At 73.8% G+C, this 24920-nt stretch carries 23 protein-coding genes; 7 read left to right on the top strand and 16 right to left on the bottom strand.

Annotated elements, in window-relative coordinates; translation table 11 throughout:
- Positions 1 to 107: 107 nt before the first annotated feature.
- From ACFPZJ_RS10540 to ACFPZJ_RS10530, 3 genes are all read right to left on the bottom strand, one after another.
- Positions 108 to 2255, bottom strand: coding sequence for a serine/threonine-protein kinase (locus ACFPZJ_RS10540; protein WP_381019856.1), 2148 nt, complete (start codon positions 2253 to 2255; stop codon positions 108 to 110).
- An 82-nt stretch (positions 2256 to 2337) separates the two neighbouring features.
- Positions 2338 to 2805, bottom strand: a complete 468-nt coding sequence (locus tag ACFPZJ_RS10535; RefSeq protein WP_381019854.1) for a MarR family winged helix-turn-helix transcriptional regulator — start codon at positions 2803 to 2805, stop codon at positions 2338 to 2340.
- Positions 2802 to 3434: a type 1 glutamine amidotransferase family protein gene (locus ACFPZJ_RS10530; RefSeq protein WP_381019852.1), complete on the bottom strand. Its 633-nt coding sequence runs from the start codon at positions 3432 to 3434 to the stop codon at positions 2802 to 2804. The genes ACFPZJ_RS10535 and ACFPZJ_RS10530 overlap by 4 nt, the downstream gene beginning before the upstream one ends.
- A gap of 155 nt (positions 3435 to 3589) precedes the next feature.
- On the opposite strand from ACFPZJ_RS10530, the gene ACFPZJ_RS10525 reads away from it, so the two are divergent.
- From ACFPZJ_RS10525 to ACFPZJ_RS10515, 3 genes are all read left to right on the top strand, one after another.
- A complete protein-coding gene (locus ACFPZJ_RS10525; RefSeq protein ID WP_381019850.1) occupies positions 3590 to 4951 on the top strand; it encodes an aspartate aminotransferase family protein in 1362 nt (453 codons plus the stop codon).
- Positions 4952 to 5058: 107 nt separating this feature from the next.
- Positions 5059 to 5766 carry a GntR family transcriptional regulator gene (locus ACFPZJ_RS10520; protein ID WP_381019848.1) on the top strand — a complete coding sequence of 236 codons (708 nt, stop codon included), beginning with the start codon at positions 5059 to 5061 and terminating at the stop codon, positions 5764 to 5766.
- Between the two features lie 142 nt (positions 5767 to 5908).
- The gene (locus tag ACFPZJ_RS10515; RefSeq protein ID WP_381019846.1) at positions 5909 to 6559 is read left to right on the top strand and encodes a phospholipase D-like domain-containing protein; all 651 of its coding nucleotides are present in this window, start codon (positions 5909 to 5911) and stop codon (positions 6557 to 6559) included.
- A 161-nt stretch (positions 6560 to 6720) separates the two neighbouring features.
- On the opposite strand, the gene ACFPZJ_RS10510 is transcribed toward ACFPZJ_RS10515, so the two are convergent.
- Positions 6721 to 8004 carry an adenylosuccinate synthase gene (locus tag ACFPZJ_RS10510; RefSeq protein ID WP_381019844.1) on the bottom strand — a complete coding sequence of 428 codons (1284 nt, stop codon included), beginning with the start codon at positions 8002 to 8004 and terminating at the stop codon, positions 6721 to 6723.
- A 189-nt stretch (positions 8005 to 8193) separates the two neighbouring features.
- Here ACFPZJ_RS10510 and ACFPZJ_RS10505 point away from each other — a divergent pair, with 189 nt between their 5' ends.
- Positions 8194 to 9057, top strand: coding sequence for a diacylglycerol kinase family protein (locus ACFPZJ_RS10505; protein ID WP_381019843.1), 864 nt, complete (start codon positions 8194 to 8196; stop codon positions 9055 to 9057).
- Between the two features lie 80 nt (positions 9058 to 9137).
- Here ACFPZJ_RS10505 and ACFPZJ_RS10500 read toward each other — a convergent pair whose 3' ends face one another.
- Positions 9138 to 9650 (bottom strand): GbsR/MarR family transcriptional regulator, encoded by a 513-nt coding sequence (locus tag ACFPZJ_RS10500; RefSeq protein WP_381019841.1) that lies wholly within the window; start codon positions 9648 to 9650, stop codon positions 9138 to 9140.
- Positions 9651 to 9754: 104 nt separating this feature from the next.
- Between ACFPZJ_RS10500 and ACFPZJ_RS10495 the strand changes: the two genes are divergently transcribed.
- Together ACFPZJ_RS10495 and ACFPZJ_RS10490 are read left to right on the top strand one after the other, a co-directional pair.
- On the top strand, positions 9755 to 10684 hold the full coding sequence (locus ACFPZJ_RS10495) for an ABC transporter ATP-binding protein (protein WP_381019839.1): 930 nt from the start codon (positions 9755 to 9757) through the stop codon (positions 10682 to 10684).
- Positions 10681 to 12285 (top strand): ABC transporter permease, encoded by a 1605-nt coding sequence (locus tag ACFPZJ_RS10490; protein WP_381019837.1) that lies wholly within the window; start codon positions 10681 to 10683, stop codon positions 12283 to 12285. The genes ACFPZJ_RS10495 and ACFPZJ_RS10490 overlap by 4 nt, the downstream gene beginning before the upstream one ends.
- A 257-nt stretch (positions 12286 to 12542) precedes the next feature.
- Here ACFPZJ_RS10490 and ACFPZJ_RS10485 read toward each other — a convergent pair whose 3' ends face one another.
- The 8 genes from ACFPZJ_RS10485 to ACFPZJ_RS10450 all read right to left on the bottom strand — a co-directional run bounded on the left by ACFPZJ_RS10485 (position 12543) and on the right by ACFPZJ_RS10450 (position 21439).
- Complete coding sequence (locus ACFPZJ_RS10485) at positions 12543 to 13760, bottom strand: cytochrome P450 (protein ID WP_381019835.1); 1218 nt, start codon at positions 13758 to 13760, stop codon at positions 12543 to 12545.
- Positions 13761 to 13799: 39 nt separating this feature from the next.
- Complete coding sequence (locus ACFPZJ_RS10480; protein WP_381019833.1) at positions 13800 to 14465, bottom strand: response regulator; 666 nt, start codon at positions 14463 to 14465, stop codon at positions 13800 to 13802.
- Positions 14462 to 15814 carry a sensor histidine kinase gene (locus ACFPZJ_RS10475; protein WP_381019832.1) on the bottom strand — a complete coding sequence of 451 codons (1353 nt, stop codon included), beginning with the start codon at positions 15812 to 15814 and terminating at the stop codon, positions 14462 to 14464. The genes ACFPZJ_RS10480 and ACFPZJ_RS10475 overlap by 4 nt, the downstream gene beginning before the upstream one ends.
- Positions 15815 to 15906: 92 nt before the next feature.
- Positions 15907 to 16590, bottom strand: coding sequence for a response regulator (locus ACFPZJ_RS10470; RefSeq protein WP_381019830.1), 684 nt, complete (start codon positions 16588 to 16590; stop codon positions 15907 to 15909).
- Positions 16587 to 18161, bottom strand: coding sequence for a sensor histidine kinase (locus tag ACFPZJ_RS10465; protein ID WP_381019828.1), 1575 nt, complete (start codon positions 18159 to 18161; stop codon positions 16587 to 16589). Before ACFPZJ_RS10465 ends, ACFPZJ_RS10470 begins: the two co-directional genes overlap by 4 nt.
- Positions 18154 to 19365, bottom strand: a complete 1212-nt coding sequence (locus tag ACFPZJ_RS10460) for an acyltransferase family protein (RefSeq protein ID WP_381019826.1) — start codon at positions 19363 to 19365, stop codon at positions 18154 to 18156. Before ACFPZJ_RS10460 ends, ACFPZJ_RS10465 begins: the two co-directional genes overlap by 8 nt.
- Positions 19355 to 20416, bottom strand: a complete 1062-nt coding sequence (locus ACFPZJ_RS10455; RefSeq protein ID WP_381019824.1) for an alpha/beta hydrolase — start codon at positions 20414 to 20416, stop codon at positions 19355 to 19357. The genes ACFPZJ_RS10460 and ACFPZJ_RS10455 overlap by 11 nt, the downstream gene beginning before the upstream one ends.
- A gap of 156 nt (positions 20417 to 20572) precedes the next feature.
- Positions 20573 to 21439, bottom strand: coding sequence for an alpha/beta hydrolase (locus ACFPZJ_RS10450; protein WP_381019823.1), 867 nt, complete (start codon positions 21437 to 21439; stop codon positions 20573 to 20575).
- 227 nt (positions 21440 to 21666) lie between these two features.
- Between ACFPZJ_RS10450 and ACFPZJ_RS10445 the strand changes: the two genes are divergently transcribed.
- Entirely contained in the window at positions 21667 to 22296 is a 630-nt protein-coding gene (locus ACFPZJ_RS10445) for a TetR/AcrR family transcriptional regulator (RefSeq protein ID WP_381019821.1), read from the top strand.
- 3 nt (positions 22297 to 22299) lie between these two features.
- Here the strand turns inward: ACFPZJ_RS10445 and kynU are convergent, their stop codons facing one another.
- The 3 genes from kynU to ACFPZJ_RS10430 all read right to left on the bottom strand — a co-directional run bounded on the left by kynU (position 22300) and on the right by ACFPZJ_RS10430 (position 24904).
- On the bottom strand, positions 22300 to 23484 hold the full coding sequence (kynU, locus tag ACFPZJ_RS10440; RefSeq protein ID WP_381019819.1) for a kynureninase: 1185 nt from the start codon (positions 23482 to 23484) through the stop codon (positions 22300 to 22302).
- Positions 23477 to 24334, bottom strand: coding sequence for a tryptophan 2,3-dioxygenase family protein (locus ACFPZJ_RS10435; RefSeq protein ID WP_381019817.1), 858 nt, complete (start codon positions 24332 to 24334; stop codon positions 23477 to 23479). Before ACFPZJ_RS10435 ends, kynU begins: the two co-directional genes overlap by 8 nt.
- Before the next feature lie 156 nt (positions 24335 to 24490).
- On the bottom strand, positions 24491 to 24904 hold the full coding sequence (locus ACFPZJ_RS10430) for a DUF3151 domain-containing protein (RefSeq protein WP_381019815.1): 414 nt from the start codon (positions 24902 to 24904) through the stop codon (positions 24491 to 24493).
- Between the last annotated feature and the right edge of the window lie 16 nt (positions 24905 to 24920).

The raw sequence follows: 24920 nt of genomic DNA, 5'->3' as shown, positions 1-24920 counted from the left end.
CCAGAGTTCGACCGGAGGTTCACCGTACGGCCGGAGGAGAGAGTGGCCGGGTTTCGTTCGCGGAAGTTCGCCGGACGTTCAACGAACCCGGCGCCGAGGGGACTTGGTCACTCCCTCGTGTACGTCAGCTGCTCGCCGCTGCTCGTGTTCGCGCGCTGCAGCGTGCCGTCCGGCAGCAGGGTGATGAGCGTGGCCTCGCCCGGGGAGCAGGCGGTGCGGGGCTGTCCGACGGTGACGGTGGACGGGCCGATCCGCAGCGGGCCGTCGCCGCCCGGCGCCTCGGTCAGCTCGGCCTCGAACACGCAGTGGTAGGTGCCGCTCCCGGTGGGCCCGTCGGCGACGAGGGACAGGACCGTGTCGCCCACCTCGCCCTGCTGGAGGGTGAGCCGACGGGTGTGCCGGCCGTCCGCGTTGTCGATGGTCGTGGTCCAGGTGCCCAGGTAGGCCGTCGGGATCGTGCCGTCCGCGGGCGCCGAGGTGGTCGGCCGCGCGGTCGTCGGGGTCGGGCCGGAGGTGGTGGGGCTGGGGGTCGGGGACGCGCTGGTGGTCGGCGTGGAGGTCGGGTCGCCGTCGGCCCGGTGGCCGCCGCGGTCCATCATCGCGTAGACCGAGCCACCCGCGGCCACCGCGACGACCAGTGCGATCAGCACCAGCAGCGCGGTGGAACGGCCGCTGCCGCGCGGCGGCTCCTGCTGGGGACCGTACGGCGGGGTCGGCCCGAAGGGCGGCGGGCCGTACGGCGGGGTGGAGCCGATGCCGCCGTGCCCGTGCCCGGCGTACGGCGCGGGAGCGGCGGGCGGATAGCCGTAGCCGGGCGGCTGGGGGTGCTGCTGCGGGTGCTGCTGGGGGTGGCCGTACGCGGGATGCGCGGCGGGGCCCGGCGGGGGTGCGGTCGGGGGCTGGCCCACGACCAGGGTGGGGAGGTGGTCGAGGGGCGCTCCGCCACCCGGTTGGCCGGGCGGGGGCGGGGGTGCGGCGGGGTCCGGGCTCGGGTTCGGGTTCGAGTTCAGGCTCGGTGAGACTTCGTCGGCGGCGGGGGCGTGCTCGGGGGTGGGGCCGGGGCCCAGCCGGTCGGACCGAGCGGCCTCGTCGGGCCGGGCGGCAGGGCCGGGGTGGCCCGCAGGGCCGGGCTGACCGGGCTGATCGGGCTGACCGACGGGGCCTGGCCGGCCAGGTTGTCCGACAGGACCCGGCTGACCGACCACGCCCGGCTGCCCCGGCTGACCGGGCTGACCGACAACGCCCGGCTGACCGGACCGGCCGCCAGAACCCGGCTGGCCCGGCTGGCCCGCAGGACCCGGCTGCCCCGGCTGACCGGCAGGACCCGGCCCGCCCTCCGGGTCCTCCGTGTCCAGCAGCCGTACCGCGTGCCGCCCGAGTTGGGCCACCAGGGCGCTCGGCAGCCAGGGGTCGCGGGAGCGGCCGTCGGCGACCGTGTCGTCCGCGCCGGTGCGCTGCAGGACGCGGTCGAGCGTCGGACGTGCGGCCGGGTCCTTGCGCAGGCACTCGCGGACCAGGTCGGCGATGCCCTCGGGCACGCCCTCCAGGTCGGGCTCCTCCTGCGCGATGCGGAACATCAGGGCGTGCACACCGCTGTTGGCGGTGCCGAAGGGCAGCTTGCCGGTCGCCGCGTACGCCAGCACCGAGCCCAGGCAGAAGACGTCGCACGCGGGGGTGATGCGGTCGCCCCGCACCTGCTCGGGCGCCATGAAGCCGGGCGAGCCGACGAGCGCACCGGTGCGGGTCAGGCCCCCGTCGGTGACGGTCTCCAGCGCCCGTGCGATACCGAAGTCGATGACCCGCGGGCCGTCGATCGTCACCAGCACGTTGGACGGCTTGAGGTCGCGGTGCACGATCCCGGCCGCGTGGATGTCCTTGAGCGCGTGCGCGAGCCCGGCCGCGAGGATGCGCACCGACCGCTCGGGCAGGGCTCCGTGGTCCTGTCCGACGACCTGCTGGAGGCTGGGCCCGGCGACGTACCCGGTGGCCACCCACGGGACGGCGGCCTCGGTGTCCGCGTCGAGCACCGGCGCGGTCCAGTGCCCGCCGACCCGCCGGGCCGCCTGCACCTCCTGCCGGAACCGCTCCCGGAACTCCTCCTGCCGTGCCAGCTCCTCGCGCACCAGCTTGACGGCGACGGTGCGTCCGCGGTCCGACCGGGCCAGATAGACATGGCCCATGCCGCCGGCGCCGAGCCGCGCCAGCAGCCGGTAGGCACCGATCCGCTGTGGATCCCCCGGTCCCAGCATCTCCATCGTCCGCGCCCCTCCCCCGTTCCGCGCGTGTGCGACAGACCGAGAATAGTGCGGGGTCAGGGGCGTGGGGACGGGCCGGCCCCTACGGTTCCGTAACAGCCGGGGCGGGCGGCCCGACCTCGTCGAGCACCGCCGACAGCCGTTCCAGGACGCGTACCGCCTCGGCGAGCTCCGCCTCGCCGTACGCCCGGGCCAGCCGGTCGGCGAAGGCGGCGTGCCCGGGGTCGATCCGGGCGATCGCCACCCGGCCCTCCTGGGTCGGGGCGAGCAGCTTGGCGCGGCGGTGGGCGGGGTTGGGCCGGTACTCGGCGAGGCCGCGCTCCACCAGCAGGTCGGCGATGCGCTGCACGCTCTGCCGGGTGATGCCCATGACCCGCGCGATGCCGGATACCGGCAGCGGCTCGCCGAGGACCGCGCCGAGCACCTGCCACCAGGCGGCGGTGACCCCGGCCGGCCGGGCCAGTTCCTCGGCCACCGCGAGGAACTGGCCGTTGAGCCGGAAGACCCCGAGGGCGCTGCGGCTGAGCAGCTCCTGACGCTCCCGGCTCATGCCGCCCCGGCCTTCTCCAGCACCGCGTACGCCGACGGGTCCGAGTCGTGGAACAGCCGGTACCAGGCGTCGAGCACCTCACCCTCGTACACCCCGAGGAGCCGGAAGACCTCCCGGGCGAAGGCGACGGGCTCGGTCGGGCCGGCGGTGACCAGGCCCTGGTCGGTGACGGCGTCGGTCTCGACGTACCGCTCGCCGCCCGTGTAACCGGTCGCGGCCAGGTAGAAGGAGACCGCGCTGGTGTGCGCCCGGTCGTCGAGCAGGCCCTCCCGGGCAAGCCCGGCGGTGGCCCCGCAGATCGCGGCGACGGGCACGCCGGCGTCGAGGAACTCCCGTGCCTTGCGGGCGAAGGGCGCGAGGTCGTCGCCCGTGTCCCACAGGTCGGCGCCCGGCAGGATCAGCAGGGAGCTGTCCTCGGGCCGTACGCCGTCCAGGGCCAGGTCGGGCTCGACGCGCAGTCCGCCGATGCTCGTGACGGGGGCGGTGGACGGGCCGACGGTGCGGATCCCGTACCCGGCGCGGGCGAGGAAGGCGGTCGTGTGGCCGGTCTCCCAGTCCGCGAGGGTGTCGTAGACGGCCAGGTGGACGGGCTTGCGGTCGTGCGGGGTGCTGCCGGTGTCGCCCTTCATGGCTCCTCCTCGGACCCGAATGTTTATGACAGCATTCTGCCCGTTCGACAGCGTGCTGTCAATAGTGTGAATTCGACAACCTGTCGCGGAAAGCCCCGGACCGCAGACAGGACGCCCATGTCCCCCGTGCGGTGCGCTTGCCTACCCTCGCCCGCATGACCCCTCATCCCCAGCCGAATCCGCAGGTCGGCGCTGCCGTGAAGGCCGCGGACCGCGCGCACGTGTTCCACTCCTGGTCCGCCCAGGAGCTCATCGACCCGCTCGCCGTCGCCGGCGCCGAGGGGGCGTACTTCTGGGACTACGACGGCCGGCGCTACCTCGACTTCACCAGCGGGCTCGTCTACACCAACATCGGCTACCAGCACCCCAAGGTCGTCGCCGCCATCCAGGAGCAGGCGGCCCGGATGACGACGTTCGCGCCCGCCTTCGCGGTCGAGGCACGGTCGGAGGCGGCGCGGCTCATCGCCGAGCGCACGCCGGGCGACCTGGACAAGATCTTCTTCACCAACGGGGGCGCCGACGCCGTCGAGCACGCCGTGCGCATGGCGCGGCTGCACACGGGCCGACCGAAGGTGCTGTCGGCGTACCGCTCGTACCACGGCGGTACGCAGCAGGCCGTGAACCTCACCGGCGACCCGCGCCGCTGGGCCAGCGACAGCGGTACGGCCGGTGTCGTGCACTTCTGGGCGCCCTTCCTCTACCGCTCCCGCTTCTACGCCGAGACCGAGGAGCAGGAGTGCGCGCGGGCCCTGGAGCACCTGGAGACCACGATCGCCTTCGAGGGGCCGTCGACCGTCGCCGCGATCGTGCTGGAGACGATCCCCGGCACGGCGGGGATCATGGTGCCGCCGGCCGGGTATCTCGCGGGCGTCCGCGAGCTGTGCGACACGTACGGGATCGTCCTGATCCTGGACGAGGTCATGGCGGGCTTCGGGCGGACGGGCGCGTGGTTCGCGGCGGACCTGTTCAGGGTCGTGCCGGACCTGATGACCTTCGCCAAGGGCGTGAACTCGGGCTATGTGCCGCTGGGCGGCGTCGCCATCTCCCAGAAGATCGCGGAGACCTTCGCGCGGCGCCCCTACCCGGGCGGGCTGACGTACTCCGGGCATCCGCTGGCGTGCGCGGCGGCCGTGGCGACGATCGAGGTGATGGCACAGGAAGGGGTCGTCGAGAACGCGGCCCGGCTGGGCGCCGAGCTGATCGGCCCCGGGCTGCGCGAGCTGGCCGAGCGGCACCCGTCGGTGGGCGAGGTGCGCGGCACCGGCATGTTCTGGGCGCTGGAGCTGGTGCGCGACCGGGAGACCCGTGAGCCGCTGGTCCCTTACCACGCGACCGGCGAGGCGAACGCCCCGATGGCCGCGTTCGGCGCCGCCGCGAAGGCGCACGGCCTGTGGCCGTTCATCAACATGAACCGCACCCACGTCGTCCCGCCCTGCAACCTGACGGAGGCCGAGGCCAAGGAGGGCCTGGCGGCGCTGGACGCGGCGCTGTCGGTCGCGGACGAGTACACCCGGTGAGCGCCCGGTAAGCAACGGTTCCAGGGCGGACCCGAACGCGTAAGGTGGCGTGCTCGTAGACATGTACGTGCACGCCACTCGGACGCGACGAGGGAGACGCCCTGACCATGCCCGGCTCCGGCAGCAGCGGCAACGGCGCCGTCACGCGCAGCACCCTGCGGCAGCAGATCGCCGAAGCGCTCCGCGACGAGGTGCTGGCGGGGCGTCTGCAACCCGGGCAGGAGTTCACGGTGAAGGAGATCGCCGAGCAGTACGGCGTCTCCGCGACCCCCGTGCGTGAGGCGCTGGTCGACCTGTCCGCGCAGGGGCTGCTCGACGCCGACCAGCACCGCGGCTTCCGGGTGCACGAGTACTCCGCCGACGACTTCCGGGGCATGATCCAGGCCCGCAGCCTGGTCACCGACGGGATGTTCCACGCCCTGACCGACGGCCACCTCAGGCACGTACGGCCCGACCACCCCCGGATCGCCGCCGCGCTCGCCGGGGTCCGGCGCCGCGGCGAGGAGGCCCGGCGCGCCGCCACCGCCGGTGACCTGACCGTGCTCATCGGGTACGACCTGCGGTACTGGCGCGAACTCGCCGCCCTGTTCGGCAATCCCTACCTGTCCGACTTCCTGCACCGGCTGCGCGTCCAGACCTGGGTGTGCGCCGTGCAGCACCTGCGCCGGCTGACCGACCTGCGCGGTCAGCTGTGGTCCGGGCACACGGATCTGGTCGACGCCCTGGCGCGGCGCGACACCGACTCCGCCCGCTGGATCGTGGAGTCCTACAACGCCCACTCCCTCGCACTCATCGAACGACTGGCGGACGGCTGAACGACGGCACCGCGGGACGAGGTGGAACGGTGGTGCCGGGGTAGGGGACATGCACGGGGGAACCGGACACGTACGGACGGGCGCCGCCGCGCCCGGCACCGATTACCCTGCCTTGACCACCGTGCTGTGTGAGGAGCCCTCTTTGGCCTGTGACCTGTGGCTGGTACCGCTCGTGGACGTGTTGTGCCACACGCCCGACAACCCCTTCGCCGAGGAACTCGCGCAATACAACAAGGTGCTGGCCGAGGCCGGGCTGCCGCCGGTGCCGGTGTACCAGTACATGCCTGGACTGTCCGGCGACGTCGCCCCGGTCGCCGGATTCGACTACGACGCGCTGCACTTCCTGCGCCGCGTGTACCTCCTCCAGCTCTGCGGTCTGCCGGTGACCCCCGTCGACGAACTGGGCGGCGACTACGAGCAGTTGCTGGAGATGTTCGAGGCCACGGCCCAGCAGTCGCACCTGGTCTGGCACTACGACCACGCGGGCGCGTACGTCCCCGTCGACTTCCCGCAGCCCCTGGCCAACGACGAACTGATGGCGGCCGGCGGCCCGTTGGGCTCCTCTCAGGCCCTGCTGCGGGAGCTGGAGTTCGTCGCCCCGTCGATCGGCATCGACCCGGCGAACCCCCCGGCGCCGCCCCAGCCCCCTCTCGCTCCCACGGAGCTGGAGGAACCGGCTGTCCCCGCCCCGTACGACCCCAGCCCCTTCGCCCGGGAACGCCACGTCTGGCTGGGGCTGCACGCGGCGGTGACGCGGAGTCTGGCGCAGGGGTCGATGATCGTCTTCAGCTGACGGGCCGGAGCCCGGCCGACGGTCAGTGCCCGGCGGTCAGCGCCCCGGCTGGGCGAGGCGCTCCTGCGCGTCGTCGAGGTTCACCCGGCGCGGTACGCGCATCGCACGCGAACGGCTGCCTCCCGCGTGGGCGGAAGGCAGCCGTCGATCCGGCGGGCGGATCAGAGGAACGAGTTGATCTGAATCGTCTCGTCGCGGCCGGGGCCCACGCCGATCGCCGAGATCGGGGCGCCCGACATCTCCTCCAGGGCCTTCACGTACGCCTGGGCGTTCTTCGGCAGGTCGGCGAAGGTCTTCGCCTTGCTGATGTCCTCGCTCCAGCCCGGCAGCATCTCGTAGACGGGCTTGGCGTGGTGGAAGTCCGTCTGGGAGTACGGGAGTTCCTCGACGCGCCGGCCGTCGATCTCGTACGCCACGCAGACCGGGATCTGCTCCCAGCCGGTCAGCACGTCCAGCTTGGTGAGGAAGAAGTCGGTCAGGCCGTTGACGCGGGTGGCGTAGCGGGCGATCACCGCGTCGAACCAGCCGCAGCGGCGGTCACGGCCGGTGGTGACACCGCGCTCGCCGCCGATGCGGCGCAGCGCCTCGCCGTCCTCGTCGAACAGCTCGGTCGGGAAGGGGCCGGCGCCGACGCGGGTGGTGTACGCCTTGAGGATGCCGATGACCCGGCTGATCTTCGTCGGGCCCACGCCCGCGCCCGTGCAGGCGCCGCCCGCGGTCGGGTTCGAGGAGGTCACGAAGGGGTAGGTGCCGTGGTCGATGTCCAGGAGGGTGCCCTGGCCGCCCTCGAAGAGCACGACCTTGTCCTGCTCCAGCGCCTCGTTGAGGACCAGCACCGTGTCGGCGACGTACGGCTCGATCTTCTCGGCGTAGCCCAGCAGCTCCTCGACCACCTGCTCCACGGCGATCGCGCGCCGGTTGTACAGCTTGGTCAGGATCTGGTTCTTGACGTCGAGGGCCGCCTCCACCTTCTGGGTCAGGATCGACTCGTCGTACAGGTCCTGCACGCGGATGCCGACGCGGTTGATCTTGTCGGCGTACGTCGGGCCGATGCCGCGCCCGGTCGTGCCGATCTTCCGCTTGCCGAGGAAGCGCTCCGTCACCTTGTCGACGGTGACGTTGTACGGCGTGATGATGTGCGCGTTACCGCTGATGAGGAGCTTGGAGGTGTCGACGCCGCGCTCGTTCAGTCCGCTCAGCTCGGAGAGCAGGACCGACGGGTCGACGACGACGCCGTTTCCGATGACCGGCGTGCAGCCGGGGGACAGGATTCCGGAAGGGAGCAGGTGGAGGGCGTACTTCTGGTCGCCCACGACTACCGTGTGGCCGGCGTTGTTGCCGCCCTGGTAGCGCACCACGTAGTCGACGGAACCACCGAGGAGGTCCGTCGCCTTTCCCTTGCCTTCGTCACCCCACTGAGCACCGAGCAGCACAAGTGCGGGCACGCGCGTACACCCCTTCCGGGCGGGGCATGTCCATGGTCAGGGGCGTACGCGGTGGGATACCGCCGCGTGCACCGCGACCGCCGTTGGCCGCAACCGTCGGACCGGATGCCCCGGAATAGACGAAGCCCCTGGCGCAACAGCGCAGCGCAAGGGGCTCTTGCACCAAGATGCTACCCGAGGAAGCGAGGCATGGCCGAGGTGGCGACTGCTCCGACGTCCGATCAGCTGCTGGTGATCATCGATCCGGTCGCGCGGAGGACGGACGGGGAGTCCGTTCGCATCGCGAAAGACGTGCTCAGCGCGGGTGCCGCCATGAAGGTGTGCCTGCCGGACGGTCCGGAGGAATTCGCCCGGGCGCTGCGCCGGCGCGGGTCACGGCGGCCGGTGGTGGTCGGCGACGACCGGGCCCTGGTCCGCGCGGTGTCGCTGCTGCACCGGCAGCGGGAGCTGGCGGCGTGCGCGCTGTCGGTGGTCCCGGTGGGCGGTGCGCTCTCGCTGGCCCGGTCCCTCGGGGTGCCGACCGACGCGGTGGCGGCGGCGCGGGCGGTCCTCGACGGCGCCGAGCGGCGGATGGACCTGCTGGTGGACGACAGCGACGGGGTGGTGCTGGGCGCGCTGCGGATCCCGCCGGTGTCGGCCGTCCCGGGCCAGGACCCCGGGGAGATGGCCGAGGCCGGACGGCCCTGGCTGCGGACCTGCCAGTCCCTCGTACGGACGCTGGTGCCGGCCCGTCCGTCCCGCCCCGCGACCGCGCCGGAGCCCGGGCCCTCGCGCCTGCGGGTGGAGGTGGACGGACAGACGCTCGTCGACCTGCGCCAGCCGGTGGAGGCGGTGTCCGTCACACCGGGCGAGAAGGGCGTGGCCTCGGTCGAGGTGCGGCCGGTGTCGGTGGGCGCGGAGGCCTCGCCGCTGCTGGCGGAGGGACGGACGGTGACGGTGTCCGGAGCCCACTTCCGCTACCGGACGGACGCGGCGGTCTCGGGACCGGTACGCACCAGGACGTGGGTGGTACGGGAGGACGCTTGGGGGCTCACGGTGCCGGCGGTGTCGTGAGCCGGGCTTCCCGCGCCCTCCCCTCGATGCGGACCGGCCGCACCGGCGGGGCGGGCCACTCCCGCCCATACGGGCCTTCTTCAGGGCCGGACACCGCCGAAGAGCTTTTCGCGGTGGGTGCGCCAGCGTTCCATCATCTGGGCCACGTCCTTCTCGACGAACTCGAAGAACGCGAGCGTCTCGGCGAGCCTGCGGCCCGCGGGAGTGTCGGCGCCGAGGCTGGTGACGCCCTCGCGCAGCGCGTCCTCCCACCGCTTGATGATCGCCTCGCGGTTGGTGAGGGCCTCGTACCACTGGTCGCTGTGGACCCGGTACCGCTCCCGGCGCGAGCCGGGTTCCCGCTCGCGGGAGAGCATGTGGACCTGGGCCAGGTAGCGCACCGCGCCGGAGACGGCCGCGGGGCTGATCTTGAGCTGTTCGCCGAGCTCCGCGGAGGTCAGGGCGCCGGTGTCGGAGGCGAGCAGCGCGGCGAAGACCCGCGCGGGCATGCGGGGCAGACCGGCCTCCACGAGCTGCGCCGCGAAGTGCTCCACGAACCTGGAGACCGCCACCGGGTCCCGCTGGCTCTCTTCCCTCGCCTTCGGATCCACCATGTCCCGATCATCTCCCCTGCTCAGGCACCGTCCCCCACCCTACCCCGCGATTTATACGGTTCCTTAACTTCACAAACTTCTGAAAGAAGCGTACGTTCCGAAGCATGACGAAGGCCATCACCGTCTCCGGAGTGCGCAAGTCGTTCGGCCGGACCCACGCGCTCGACGGTCTCGACCTGGACGTCGAGTCCGGCGAGGTCCACGGCTTCCTCGGCCCCAACGGCGCCGGCAAGTCCACCGCCATCCGCGTCCTGCTCGGCCTGCTGCGGGCCGACTCGGGCGCCACGCGGGTGCTCGGCCACGATCCCTGGGCGGACGCGGTCGAGCTGCACCGCCGTATCGCGTACGTCCCCGGGGACGTGACGCTGTGGCGCAACCTCTCCGGCGGCGAGGTCATCGACCTGTACTGCCGCCTGCGCGGCGGTCTGGACCCCCGGCGGCGCGCGGAGCTGATCGACCGGTTCGAGCTCGATCCCACCAAGAAGGGCCGGACGTACTCCAAGGGCAACCGGCAGAAGGTCGCCCTGGTCGCCGCCTTCGCCTCGGACGTCGACCTGCTGATCCTCGACGAGCCGACCAGCGGCCTGGACCCGCTGATGGAAGAGGTCTTCCGCAGGTGTGTGGCCGAGGAACGGGACCGGGGCAGGACGGTCCTGCTGTCCTCCCACATCCTCAGCGAGGTCGAGGAGCTCTGCGACCGCGTCAGCATCATCCGCAAGGGCCGCACCGTGGAGAGCGGTTCGCTGGCCGACCTGCGCCATCTGACCCGTACGAGCGTCACCGCCGAACTCGCCGGCCCGCCCGACGGCCTGTCCCGCCTGTCCGGCGTGCACCACCTCGACGTACGGGGCCGCCGGGTCCGCCTCCAGGTCGACACCGGCGAACTGGACGCGGTGCTGCGCGCGCTGAGCCAGGCGGGCGTGCGGTCGCTGACGTCGACGCCGCCGACGCTGGAGGAACTCTTCCTGCGGCACTACCAGGACGACACGGGCACGAACCGGACGGCCCGGGAGACGGGGGTGGCTTCCCGATGACCGGGACAGCCTTCGCCGTACGCCCCGGCGGCTCGCGCGAGCTGGCCGGTACGGCGACGCTGCTGCGGTTCGCCCTGCGCCGCGACCGGCTGATGACGCCGGTCTGGATCGCGGTGACCGCGCTCATGGTGCTGTCCATGCCGAACTCGCTCCAGGCGCTGTACGGCACCCCGGCCGAACGCGCCGGCCTGGTCCGCCAGATGGAGACCAACTCCTCGCTGCGCGCGATGGTCGGGCCGGTCTTCGACGACTCCCTCGGCGCGCTGACGGCCTGGCGGGTCGGCGTCTACGCGGCGGCCGCGGCGGCCGTGCTGAGCCTGCTCGTCGTCGTACGGCACACCCGCGACGAGGAGGAGAGCGGCCGTCAGGAGCTGGTGGCGTCCGGCATGGTGGGCCGCCGGGCCTCCCTGACGGCCGCCCTGCTGGCGGCGGCGGTCGCCGACGCCGCCCTGGCGCTGCTCGTGACGGCGGGCCTGGCCGGACAGGGCGCCACGGGAGCGGTGGCGTTCGGGGTCGGGATCGCGGGCGTCGGCATGGTCTTCGCCACGCTGGCGGCGATCGTGGCGCAGCTGACCGAGAGCGCGCGGCTCGCGCGGGGCCTGACGGCGGGCGTGCTGGGCGCCGCCTTCGTCCTGCGCGCGGCGGGCGACTCGGCGACGGACGACGGCTCCTCGCCGCTGACGTGGCTGTCGCCCCTCGGCTGGCTGGAGAACCTGCGCGCGTTCGCGGACGAACGCTGGTGGGTGCTGCTCCTCTTCACGGCCGCCGCCGCCCTCCAGGGAGCGGTCGCCTACGCGCTGGCCGGCCGGCGGGACGTCGGCATGGGCTTCCTGCCGGCCCGGCCGGGACCGGCCACCGGCCGCCTGGGCGGCGCGGGGGCGCTGGCCTGGCGGTTGCAGCGGGGCGGTGTGCTGGGCTGGAGCATCGGCTTCCTGCTGGCCGGAGTGGTGTACGGCGCGATGACGGAGGGCGCGGCCGACCTGGTAGGCGACAACGATGACGCCCGGCGGATCATCGAGCGGATGGGCGGACAGGCCGCCCTCACCGACGCGTTCCTGTCGGCGATGATCGGGGTGCTGGGGCTGGTCGCGGCCCTGTACGTCGTGGCGTCGGTGCTGCGGCTGCACGGGGAGGAGACGTCGGGGCGGGCGGAGCCGGTGCTGGCGGGCGCGGTGGGGCGGCTGCGGTGGGCCGCGGGTCACCTGGCGGTGGCGTTCGGCGGCTCGGCGCTGATCATGCTGCTGGCCGGGCTGGGCTTCGCCGCCGGGTACGGCAAGGACGCCGGCGCCGTCCTCGGGGCGTGCCTCGTGCAGCTCCCGGCGGTGTGGGTGGTCGGCGGTGTGGCGGTGCTGCTGCACGGCGTGGCACCACGGGCGGCACCGGCCGCGTGGGGCGTGTCCGGGGCGGTGCTGCTGCTCGGCTGGATCGGCCCGGCGCTGCACCTGCCGGAGGCGGTGCTGGACGTCTCACCGTTCGGTCATCTGCCGAAGATGCCGGGCGGGCAGATGCAGGGGCCTCCTCTGCTGGTCCTGACCGGGCTGGCGGTGGTGCTGGTGGCCGCGGGGCTGGTGGGGTTGCGGCGGCGGGACATGACGACCTGAACCGCCCGGGGAGGGACGGGGCCCGCCTCCCTCCCCTTATGCGCAGCGGAACCGGCACGGCCAGCGACTGGCACGAGCGGGGCCGGTGGGACCGGCGGCGCACCGAGCGCCCTCCGGGCGACGACTCCGAGGGCGAGGGCAGCGACTACAGCGTCCTGTACGCCGAGCCGGCCCTCGTCCGCAGGGCCCGGAGCGTCCTCCCGTCGCTCGCCGTCGCGCCGGCCGCGTGTCTGCCGGACCGGCGCCGACGGCGGCACTCACACCTCGACCGACAGGCCCTCCAGCCCCCGGATCACGAAGTTCGGCTTGCGCTCCGGCTCCGCCGTCAGGCGCAGGGTCGGGGCCTTCTCCAGCAGGGCCGTCATGGAGGCCGCCAGTTCGATGCGGGCCAGCGGGGCGCCGATGCAGTAGTGGATGCCCGCGCTGAAGGAGATGTGCGGGTTGTCCCGACGGGTCAGGTCGAGGCGGCCGGGGTCGGTGAAGGCCGCCGGGTCGTGGTTGGCGGAGCCGAAGAGCATCGCGATCTCCGCGCCGCGCGGGACCGTCGTGCCGTCTATCTCGATGTCGTCCAGCACCCAGCGCTCGAAGAGCTGGAGCGGGGTGTCGTACCGCATCAGCTCCTCGATCGCCGAGGGGACCAGGGAGTGGTCCGCGCGCAGGGCCGCGAGCTGGTCCGGGTTGCGGAACAGCGCCCACCAGCCGTTGACCGTGGCGTTCACGGTCGCCTCGTGACCCGCGTTCAGCAGCAGCACACAGGTCGAGATCATCTCCTGCTCGGTGAGCCGGTCGCCCTCGTCGTGCGCCGCGATCAGGCCCGAGATCAGGTCGTCGCCCGGCTCCTTGCGGCGCTCGGCGATCAGCTCCCGGAGGTAGTCGGAGAACTCCACCGACGCCCGGACCGCCCTCGTCGCCGCCTCCCGCGAGGGGTTCAGCTCGTACATCCCGCAGATGTCCGCCGACCAGGGCCTGAGCGGCGCCCGGTCACCCTCCGGGATACCCAGCATCTCGGCGATCACCGCGACCGGCAGCGGCTCGGCCACGTCCGTCAGCAGGTCACCGCCGCCCGCCGCCACCAGTTCCGCCACCAGCCGGTCCGCGAGGTCCCGCACATACGGCTTCAGCCGCTCCACCGTGCGCGGTGTGAACGCCTTGGACACCAGGCGCCGGATCCGGGTGTGGTCCGGCGGTTCCAGGTCGAGCATCCCGTGGTCGTTGAGCGTGTGGAACGGCTCGTGCTCCGGCGGAGGCGGGGTGCGCCCGAACTCCTCGTGCGTGAACCGGTGCTGATACGTCCTGCCGAGCCGCCGGTCCCGCAGCAGCGCCGAGACGTCCGCGTGGTGGGGCACCAGCCACTGGTTCGTGGGCTCGTAGTGGTGCACCCGGCCCCGGGCGCGCAGCTCGGCGTAGGCGGGGTAGGGGTCGGCGAGGAACGCCGGGTCCCACGGGTCGAAGGCGAGGTCGGTGCGTGCTGCCATGTCCGGACGCTAGCCCGGCGCACCCCGCGCTGACCAGGGTCAGCCCGGTGTGACCAGTCTCGCCTCGTACGCGAACACCGCCGCCTGGGTGCGGTCCCTGAGGCCCAGCTTCACCAGGATGCGGCTCACATGGGTCTTGATCGTCGACTCGGCGACCACCAGCCGCTCGGCGATCTCCGCGTTCGACAGGCCCTGCGCGATCAGCACCAGCACCTCCGTCTCCCGCTCGGTCAGATCCCCGTACGCCGCCTGCGCGGAGGCCATCGGGCGTGGGGTCCGGGACAGCTTGGAGAACTCCGTGATCAGGCGTCTCGTCACCGACGGGGCGAGGAGCGCCTCGCCGGACGCCACCACCCGCACGCCCTCGGCGAGCTGGCGTGCCGAGGCGTCCTTGAGCAGGAAGCCGGAGGCTCCCGCGCGCAGCGCCTGGTACACGTACTCGTCCAGGTCGAAGGTGGTCAGCACCAGCACCTTCGCCGTGCCGTCCGCGGCGACGATCTCCCGGGTCGCCTCGATGCCGTTCAGCTCGGGCATGCGGATGTCCATCAGCACCACGTCCGGGGCGAGTTCACGGACCTTCGCGACGGCCTCCCGGCCGTTCACCGCCTCACCCACGACCTCGATGTCCGGCATGGCGTTCAGCAGGACGGAGAAGCCCTCGCGCACCATCATCTGGTCGTCCGCGATCAGCACGCGGATGGTCATGGGGCACCGTCCTCGAGCGCCGGCGGGACCGGCAGGAACACCGTCACCTCGTGGCCCCCGTCGTCCGTCGCGCCCGCCGTCATCTCGCCGTTGAGCATGGAGACCCGCTCGCGCATGCCGGTGATGCCGTGCCCGGCGCCGGGCGAAGGCTTGATGAGGTTCGGCCGGGGCGACGGGCCGTTGACTATGCGCAGGCCCAGACCGCCGAGGACGTACCCGATCTCCACTCGGGCGCTCGCGCCGGGCGCGTGCCGCAGGGTGTTGCTCAGCGCCTCCTGCACGATCCGGTACGCCGACAGCTCCACCCCCTGCGGCAGCTCGCGCACCGCGCCGGTGACGACCTTCTCGACGCTCAGGCCGGCGTCCCGCACGTTGTCGAGCAGCCCGTCCAGGTCGGCGAGCGTGGGCTGGGGGGCGTCCGGGGCCTCGTAGTCCTCGGCGCGCACCACGCCCAGGACGCGGCGCAGCTCGGTGAGGGCCGCCACCGCGTTCTCCCGGATGGTGGCGAAGGCGCGCTCCAGCTCCGGCGGCGGGTTCTCCACCCGGTAGGGCGCGGCCTCCGCCTGGATGGCGACCACCGACATGTGATGGGCGACGACGTCGTGCAGTTCGCGGGCGATCGTGGTGCGCTCCTCCAGCAGCGTGCGGCGGGACCGCTCGTGCGCGGTCACCGTCTGCTGGGCGGTGACCTCCTGCTCGGCCTCGCGGCGGATGTGCCAGACGGCGACGCACAGCAGGATCAGCGCGGAGATCACCAGCATGGGACCGGTGTTGGAGCCGTAGTAGTGACCCGGGCCGAACGCGGTCTCCGCCACGAACCCGTAGGCCGCGGTCAGCGCCCACATGTACGCGGCCGTCCGCGGCCTGGTGCGCAGGGCCACCACCGTCAGCACCGTCAGATGGCAGGCGAAGCTGCCGGGCCGCCACGGCCAGTCGCCCCAGGAGCTGCCGAAAAGGACGGTGACCGGAGTGGCGGCCATGGAGAGCCAGAACGCTCCCACCGGCCGCACCATGGTCAGCAGAACCGGCAGCGCGGCGAACGGGGCGACCAGGAGCAGCACCGCGCCGGAGTCGACACTGGCGATGAGCAGGGTGATCAGGGCCACCGCCGTGATGAGGGCGTGCGGCGTCCAGGCCGCGTACTCCCGCAGACGCGCCGGCAGCCTCCGGGCGAGCGAGCCGTCCATCCGCAGGCGCGGCAGCGGCCGGTAGGCGAAGGCGTCGTGGAGCAGGTCCTGCCGCAGCCCGCGCAGGGCGTTGGCGGCCAGCCGGAACTCCGGGCTGCGCGAGGCGTGCGGCTCGGATGCGCGCCCCGGCTGTGTCAGGGGCGTCTGGGTCGTCTCGGTCACGTACAGAACGGTAGGCGCAGGCGGGGTGCGCGGTCGTCCCCTTGGAGAGGGGTCCTTCCCCCTCCGTCTCAGGTACTACGGTCCGGCCGGGGTCAGTACCCCGACGGCCGCACCAGCCCCGACTCGTACGCGAACACCGCCGCCTGGGTGCGGTCCCTGAGGCCCAGCTTCACCAGGATGCGGCCCACGTGCGTCTTCACGGTCTGCTCGGCGACCACCAGCCGCTGGGCGATCTCCGCGTTCGACAGGCCCTGCGCGATGAGGGCGAGCACCTCCGTCTCCCGCTCGGTCAGGTCGCCGACGCGCTCCTTGAGCGGGGCGCGGGGCCGGCCGTCCAGGCGAGAGAACTCGGCGATCAGCCGCCGGGTGATGCCCGGGGCCAGCAGCGCGTCCCCGGCAGCGATCACCCGCACCGCCTCGGCGAGCTGGTCGGCGGAGGCGTCCTTGAGCAGGAACCCGGACGCCCCGGCCCGCAGCGCCTCGTACACGTACTCGTCGAGGTCGAAGGTGGTGAGCACCAGCACCTTGATGTGCGGGGTCGCGACGGTGATGCGGCGGGTGGCCTCGATGCCGCCGAGCTCGGGCATGCGGATGTCCATCAGCACCACGTCCGGAGCCGTCTCGGCGACCTTGGCGACGGCGTCCAGGCCGTCCACCGCCTGGCCGATCACCTCGATGTCCGGCTGGGTGTCGAGCAGCACGGTGAAGCCCTGGCGGACCATCTGCTGGTCGTCGGCGATCAGTACGCGAATCGGGCCGCTGGGGCTGCTCGTCATGCGGTGCCGTCCTCCGGGTCGGGGGTGGGGTCGGGGGTGGTGACGCGGCCGGGAGCGGTGAGGCCGCCAGGCGGGGCACCAGTGTCCCGGGCGCCGGCGGGCCTAGAGCCGCCAGGCGGGGCAGCGGCTGGCGGAGCCTCGGCGGGCCGGGAGCCGACGGGCGGGGCACCAGTGTCCCGGGCGCCGGCGGGCCGGGAGCCGACGGGCGGGGCACCGGCGGCCCGGGCACCGGCGGCCGGTGCCTCGGTGGGCGGGGCGTCCGGCAGGAACGCGGACACCTTGAAGCCGTTCCAGTGCCAGGGGTGCGCCGTCATGCTGCCGCCGAGCATCGCCACCCGCTCCCGCATCCCGAGCAGCCCGTGCCCCGCGCCCGGCGACGGCGGCGCGGGCCGTGTCGGCCGCGAGTTGACGACCTCCACCCACAGGCCGTCCGGTTCGTAGGAGACCCGGACCCGGGCGGTCGCCCCGGGCGCGTGGCGCAGCACGTTGCTCAGCGCCTCCTGCACGATCCGGTACGCCGACAGCTCCACGCCGGGCGGCAGCGGACGCCGCTCGCCGGTGGTCTCGGCGGTCACGGCCAGGCCCGCCGCCCGGGTGTTCTCCACCAGTGCGCCGAGCCGGTCGAGGGTGGGCTGCGGGGCTTGCGGGGCGGCTCCGGTGCCGGGCTCGTCGGACGACCCGGGCACGTCGGGGTGTTCCGAGCGCAGCACGCCCAGCACCCGCCGAAGCTCGGTCAGTGCCTCCAGTGCGTTCTGCCGGATGCCCGCGAGGTTCTCCCTGAGCTCCTCGGGCGGGTCCTGCACCAGGTGCGGGGCGACCTGGGCCTGGATGGAGATGACGGACATGTGGTGGGCGACCACGTCGTGCAGTTCGCGCGCTATACGGCTGCGCTCCTCCAGCAGGGTGCGCCGGGCCCGCTCCTCGGCGGTCAGCGTGGTCTGCTCGACGAGCTCGGCGCGGGCCTCACGGCGACCGCGCAGGGCGCTGCCGAGGACGACGACGACGGCGGACAGGGCGACCGCGACCGTCCCGGTGGCGTCGTAGTGCGCCCCGCCCCACAGGCCCTGGAGCACATAGGTGACCAGCGCGGTCGCCGCCAGGGCCTCCACGCAGACGCGGGTGGGTGCGCGCAGCGCGAGGAGCAGCAGCACGAGCAGGTGGGCGACGATCCCGGCCGCCGTCCATGGCCAGGTGTACGTCTCCACGTCGAGACCCAGCCGGCCGTGCACCGCGGCAGCACCCAGGACCCAGGCCACCGTGGACAGCCACCACGCCGGGATCGGCCGCCACATCGCCAGGAGCACGGCACCGCCCTGCCCGCCCGCGACCAGGAAGGCCCACCCGAGGTTCAGGTGCCCGTTGTCCTGCAGGTCGCCCATGCCTCCGACCGCGACGCCGAACGCCGCCAGGCACAGCACACCGTGCGGCAGCCACCGCAGCCACAGCGAGGGCGGCAGCGGATCCGCCCGGACGGTCCACAGGTCCTCCCTCAGCACCCGCAGCCAGCGCCGCACGTGGCCCGTCAGCACCCTTCCCGCCCCCGTTCCCGTCACGCGGACCAGCCTAGACACGGCGCACCCGCCTCTCCGCCCCGCGGTCCGACGGACGATGGGTCCGCACCACCCGCGAGCCTCCCCGGCCGCCGCCCCGCTCGTAGCCGCGGAAGGCGGCCCAGCAGACCGCGAGGGCCACCGCGAAGACCGGGAGCCACAGCAGGCGGGCCGCGACCCAGCCGAGACCGTCGGGGACGGTGTGCAGTCCGGGGAGGCGGCCCGCGAGAAGGCCGGTGGCGGTGGTCGCCATCATGGCCGTCTGGTGCCAGAGGAAGATCGTCATCGCGGAGAGGTTCACCAGGGCCACCGCCGCCCACGCCGTCGGCCGGCGCATCACGCGCCGCAGCCGGCCGCGCAGCAGCAGGGCCAGGCCGCACTGCGCCATGCCGAAGGTGACGGCGGCCAGCGTCGGCGGGTTGAGGTTGGAGACCGCGACACCCGGGACCCCGACCATCGACGCCGGGTAGCCCGCCCAGGCGACGAGGGCCGCGGTGGCCGCCGCGCCGCCCGTGAGCAGGACCCATCCCGCGCGGCGCCGCTCCAGCTCGCCGCGGGTCCAGGCCGCCCCCAGGGTGTAGGGCACGAGCCAGCCCGCCGCCAGGTTCACCCAGCCGAGCCAGGACGGCCCGCCGAGACCGAAGCGCAGCAGGTCCACGTGGACGACGACGGCCAGCGGCCACAGCGGGTGCAGCCGGGTCAGCAGCGGGGTCGCCGCCGTCAGGGCGGCGAACACCAGCAGGAACCACAGCGGGGACAGGGCCAGTTTGACCAGCGTGCGCAGGGTGGTGAACTCGGCGCCGGACAGCAGCAGGGCGAGCGCGACGACCGTCCACAGGGCGAGGACGGCGGCGACGGGACCGAACAGCCGGGCCAGCCGGTCCCCCAGCCAGCGGTGGTACGGAACGCCACGGGCCCGGGCGGAGGCGTACCCCCGGGTGGCCACGTGGCCGCCGACGAGGAAGAACACGGCCAGCGTCTGGAAGACCCAGGAGACGGGGGCCAGCCAGGGCATGTGCCGCAGCGGGCTCGCGGTGTGCAGGGTGCGGCCGTCCGCGACCAGGGCCGTGACCAGCCAGTGGCCGAGCACGACACCGAGGATCGCGGCGGCACGCAGCGCGTCCACGGCCCGGTCACGGCCGGCGGGGGTGGCCACCTCGACGCGGGTCGCTGCCTGCCGTACGCCGTGCCACAGGCCGCCTCGCGCGCTCACGTCACTCGTCATGGGTCACCGCCTTCGTGTCGCCCAGGACGATCCGGGCCAGGTTGGTCAGGGAGGTCGAGCCGGGTGCGAAGTAGTCGCTGTGGCCACCGTCGCCGGCCGCGAAGACACGGGCGCCGAAGGCCGGGGAGACGGGGTCGGTCCCGAACCCGACCGTCGTGCCGAACAGTTCGGCGCTGAGGTGCGGGACGTTTTCCACCCAGTCGCCGGCGCCCCGGGCCGCCCACACCCGGGCGCGGGTGTGCAGGTCGGCGGCGGAGCCGGCGCCGGTGCCGGGGCTGCCGAGGAGGACGATGTCGTCGACGTCCAGGCCGGCGGCGGCCCGGCCGCACACGACCGAGCCGTAGGAGTGGCACAGCAGGCTGATCCGCGCGTCCCGTCCGGCGACGGTGCGCAGGTCGGCGACGAGTTCCCGCAGGTGCGGTGCGGCTTCCTCGGCGCGGCCGGTGGTGGTGACCGTGGCGCTGACGGTGCCGGGCGTCTCGTAGCCCAGCCAGGCCACGACCGCCGTGCGCACACCCGCCGGTGCCTGCCGTGCGAGCCGCTCGTGCAGGGCGACGGCCGCCGCGCCGAACCGGCCGTACGTGTCCAGGCCGGTGTCGGAGCCGGGCACCAGGACGGCGACGCGGTCGGCGTGGGCGAGGTCGCCGAGGACCTCGGTCGCCCGGCCGGAGCCGCGGCCGTCGAAGGAGAGGAGCCGGCGGGACGCGGCGGCGAGCTCGCGGTCCGTCGCGGCGCGGTGGTGGTCGCCGTGGGCGGCGGCCATGCGGGCCGCTTCGGCGGCGTTGGCCCGGTTGGCCGCGTAGACCTCGTCCAGCGTCGCCGCGGTGACGGGGGCGAGTGCGGCGGGGGGCGGCGCGGGAATCCCGGGGTGCGCGGCGGCGGAGAGCGGGACGACCAGGGCACCGGTGATCAGAGCGGCCAGGGCGGTGCGCACCCACCGGCCGCCCCGGCGCCGTTCGACGGCGGCTTCGCCCCGCCGGGCCGGCGACGCCTTTCCGCGCCGACGGCCGCCCCGCTCACCCGCCGCCCGGCCCCACGCTCCCAGCCCCACGGTCGTCTCCCCCGTCCCAGCTCGCCCGGCCATCGGGCTTGTCTGGAGGGGAAGTTACGGATCGTGACGCGTCGTCCGCGTCCCGCCAGGGAACTCTTCCGCGCGGTAGCTCTCAGGTACTACGGGTATCACCAGGAGGGGGGACCGGCCCCGCCCTCACCAGGCCAACTGCGCGATCTCCTCCGCCACCACCGCGCACGCGTCCGCCGCCGGGTCGATCAGCGGAAAGTGGCCGACATCCTCCAGCAGCGTCAGCCCCACCACCTCGCCTGCCTTCGCCGCCGCGTCCGCGTACGACTCGGCCACCGCCTGCGGCACGTCCAGGTCCGTGCGCCCCTGGACGAGGGTGGTCGCGATGCCGGTGGGCAGCAGCAGCGCCGGGTCGGCGTACGGCTGGCGCTCGGCGAAGCGCTCGTCACCGCCGAGGAGTTGCCGTACGGCCCCGCCGCACACGTCCAGCTTGTCGGCGACCGCGAGGTCGGCGATCGGCGCGAGGGCGACGACGCCGCGCAGCGGTGCCGGGCGGTCGGTGCGCCAGGGCGCGTCGGCGGGCAGGACGTGCCGGGCGGCGGCCCACAGCGCGAGCTGGCCGCCGGCGGAGTGGCCGGTGACCACGGTGCGGCGCGGGTCGGCCTGCGGCAGCCTCTCCCCTGCGAGCGCCGGAAGGGCGTCCAGCGCGGCGGCGACGTCGTCGAGCGTGTCGGGCCAGCGGCCGGCCACGGACGCGCCGTCACCGCCGCGCCGGTACTCGACGCTGGCGACGGCGAAGCCCCGGCGGGCCAGGAAGGCCGCGAACGGGCTGACGTGCCGGCGGTCGTACGGAGCCCGCCATGCACCGCCGTGCAGGACCACGACCAGCGGGGCGGGCCCCACGGGACCGGCCTGGACGCGCGGGGCGTAGAAGTCGATCACCTGGTCGGGGTGGTCACCGTAGGAAGCGGTGTTGTCCGGGTCGACGGGCGGGTGCGCGAAGGCCGACTCCTCTTCCGCGGCGGCCCGGGCTGCTGCGACGTCGTCCGTCATGCTCCAACCTCTCAGCGAAGAAACCTACTTGGCGGACCAGGGGAGAAATGCGGCCGTTGGCGGGGACGGTATCAGGCGGATGACGTGCGCCAACACGGGGATGTCACCCTCGGTGAGTATTTAACGGTCCTACGGTTTCGTTACGCTGTCGGAGCGCCCGTCGCCACCCCGACGCCGGTGTCAGCAGCCCGTACGTCAGCAGACCGCACGTCCCCTTGGAGGCCGCCATGCCCGCCGAACCCGGCACCGTGCGTCCCGGGGGGCGGACCGCGCGGGTCCGCGCGGCCGTGCTGCGGGCGGCCGGGGACGTCCTGGCCGAGCAGGGGTTCGCCCACCTGGACCTCGCCGATGTCGCGCGGCGGGCGGAGGTGGGCAAGACGACCGTCTACCGGCGGTGGGGCTCGGTGACGGGCCTGGTGGCCGACCTGCTCGCCGACATGGCCGAGCAGTCGCTGCACCGCACGCAGACCGGCTCCGTCCTCGGCGACCTGCGCGCCAACGCGGACCTGGTCCAGCGCACCCTGGCCGACCCCCGCCAGGGCGCGCTGTTCCGCGCGGTGATCGCCGCGGCCGCCTGCGACGCCCGGACGGCCGAGGCCCTGCGGCGGTTCTACGACGTGCGGATCGCCGAGTGGGCGCCCTGCGTCGAAGAGGGCGTCGTCCGCGGGGAGCTGCCGAGCGGCACGGACGCGGCGGCGGTCGTACGGGCGGTCTCGGCGCCGCTGTACTACGCGCTGCTGACGACCGGGACACCGCCCGGCCCCGCCGCCGCCGACCGCGCGGCCCGCGCCGCGTTCGCCGCGGCGGCGGCGGGCGTGTACGTCACCGGGGAAGGCCACCGGGAACAGGACACCTGAGGCTCACGCCAGGGTCTTTGCCAGCGTCCGCGCCGCCCGCTCCACGTCCGCGAAGCCGACGTACAGCGGGGTGAAGCCGAAACGCAGCACGTCCGGTGCCCGGAAGTCGCCGACCACGCCCCGCTCGATCAGCCGCTTCATCACATCACCGGCGTCGTCGCAGCGCAGCGCCACCTGGCTGCCCCGCTCGGCGTGGGCCACCGGCGTCAGCGACTCGACCCGGCCCTCGGGCACGTACTCCGCGACGCACTCCAGGAAGAAGTCCGTCAGCGCGAGCGACTTGGCCCGCACCGCCTCGATCGACACCCCGTCCCACACCTCCAGGGCCGCCTCCAGGGCGAGCATGGAGAGGATGTCCGGCGTGCCGACCCGGCCGCGCAGGGCGCCGGAGGCCGGTGCGTAGGCGGTGCGCATGCCGAAGGGCTCGGCGTGGGAGTTCCAGCCGGGCAGCGGCGAGTCGAAGCGGTCCTGCAGGTCCCGGCGCACGTACAGGTACGCCGGCGCACCCGGGCCGCCGTTCAGGTACTTGTACGTGCAGCCGACCGCCAGGTCGACGCCGTGCTCGTCCAGCCCGACCGGCAGCGCGCCCGCGCTGTGGCACAGGTCCCAGACGACGTACGCCCCCGCCGCGTGCACGGCGGCCGTCAGCGATGGCAGGTCGTGCAGCCGGCCCGTGCGGTAGTCGACGTGGTTCAGCAGCACCGCCGCCGTACGGTCGCCGAGGGCGCCCGGGACCTCTGCCGGGGTCACCGGCCGCAGCGTCCGGCCCGTCATCCGGGCCGCCGACTCGGCTATGTACCCGTCCGTGGGGAACGTCGTCGCGTCGACGAGGATCTCGTCACGGCCGTCGCCGGCCAGCCGCACCGCGCCCACCAGCGCCTTGAAGACGTTGACGCTGGTCGAGTCGCCCACCACGACCTGCCCGGGCTCCGCCCCGACCAGCGGGGCGATCCGGTCGCCGATCCGCTCGGGCGCCGTCCACCAGCCGCTCTCCTCCCAGGACCGGATGCGCAGCTCGCCCCACTGGCGGCGTACGACGTCCGCGACCCGGTCGGGAACCGCGGCCGGCAGCGCGCCCAGTGAGTTGCCGTCCAGGTAGACCGTGTCGTCGAGCACGAACTCGGCGCGCGTGCCGCCCAGGTCGTCGGCCGCGTCGAGCTTCTCCGCCTTGCTGACCAGTTCAGACATAGGACCGCGCCGTCCACAGCTCGGGGAACACGTTCTTCCGGGCCCGCTTCTCCAGCCAGGCCACCCCGGCGGAGCCGCCGGTGCCCTGCTTGGCGCCCATCGCGCGGCGGGTGGCGACCAGATGGTCGTTGCGCCAGCGCCACACCAGCTCGGCGACATCGGTCAACGCCTCGCCCAGCCGGGCCAGTTCACCGGACTCGTCGCCGGAGTAGACGGCCGCCCAGGCCGCCTCCACCTCCGGCGACTCCTCGTACCGCCGCGACACGTCGCGCCGCAGCACGGCCTCCGGGATGTCGTACCCGCGCCGCGCCAGCAGCCGCACCACCTCGTCGTACAGGCTCGGCTCGTGCAGCGCCTTCTCCAGCTCGGCGTGCACGCGCGGCGCGCCCCGGTGCGGGACGAGCATCGACGCGGACTTGTCGCCGAGCAGGAACTCCATGCGGCGGTACATCGCCGACTGGAAACCGGAGCCCTCGCCGAGGGCGGACCGGTACGCGTTGAACTGCTGCGGTGTCAGCTGGCCGAGCGGCTTCCAGGAGGCGTTCAGCGCCTCCAGCTCCCGCACGGACCTCTTCAGCGCGGCGATCGCGGTGGGGACGTCGTCCTGGCGCAGCGCCCGCGCGGCCGTCTCCCACTCGTGGACGATGACGGTGAACCACAGCTCCATCACCTGGGTCGTGACCAGGAAGACCATCTCTCCGGGATCGTCGGAGAGGGTGTGCTGGAGGTGGGTGAGCACGTCCGCCTTGACGTAGTCCTCGTACGGCGTCGTGCCCTGGAAATCGAGATGCGGGGTCTCGGGCTCGTGTGCCTCAGTGGGCTGAGGGGTCTCGTGAGCCGGTTGGGACATCGCTGTCTCCTGCTGTGCACTCCGGGTAGCGGTCCGCCCTGCCGTTACCGGCACGGGGCCCCGGTCCCCACCCGCATCCTGCGCAATCCGGCCCGGCGACCGCAAGGCCCGCCTGATCACAGACGGGCCTCGGGTACCCGGAACCAGCCGCTCGGCTCAGCCCAGGACCTGGGCGGCCGTCGGCGAGGAGTCCTTCAGGAACTGGGTGCAGCGCTCATACTCCTCCTGCTCGCCGATCGCGTGCGCGGCGCGGGCGAGGGCGTGCAGGGCACGCAGGAAGCCCCGGTTCGGCTCGTGCTCCCAGGGCACCGGGCCGTGCCCCTTCCAGCCGTTGCGGCGCAGCGCGTCCAGACCGCGGTGGTAGCCCGTGCGGGCGTACGCGTACGACTCCACGACACTGCCCCGCTCGAAGGCCTCGTCGGCGAGCTGGGCCCAGGCCAGCGAGGAGGTCGGGTGCTGGGCGGCGACGTCGGCGGGCGCGGTGCCCGACGCGAGCAGCTCACGCGGCCCGGGGTCGTCGGGGAGATGGGTCGGGGGCGGGCCCCCGAGGAGGTTCTCGTGAATGGACATGAGGTCCAGTCTGCGC

Origin of the sequence: Streptomyces bullii (assembly GCF_042657145.1) — a bacterium.
GTDB lineage: Bacteria > Actinomycetota > Actinomycetes > Streptomycetales > Streptomycetaceae > Streptomyces > Streptomyces bullii.
The sequence above is the reverse complement of the archived record's forward strand: the minus strand, read 5'-3'. Positions and strand labels throughout refer to the sequence as shown.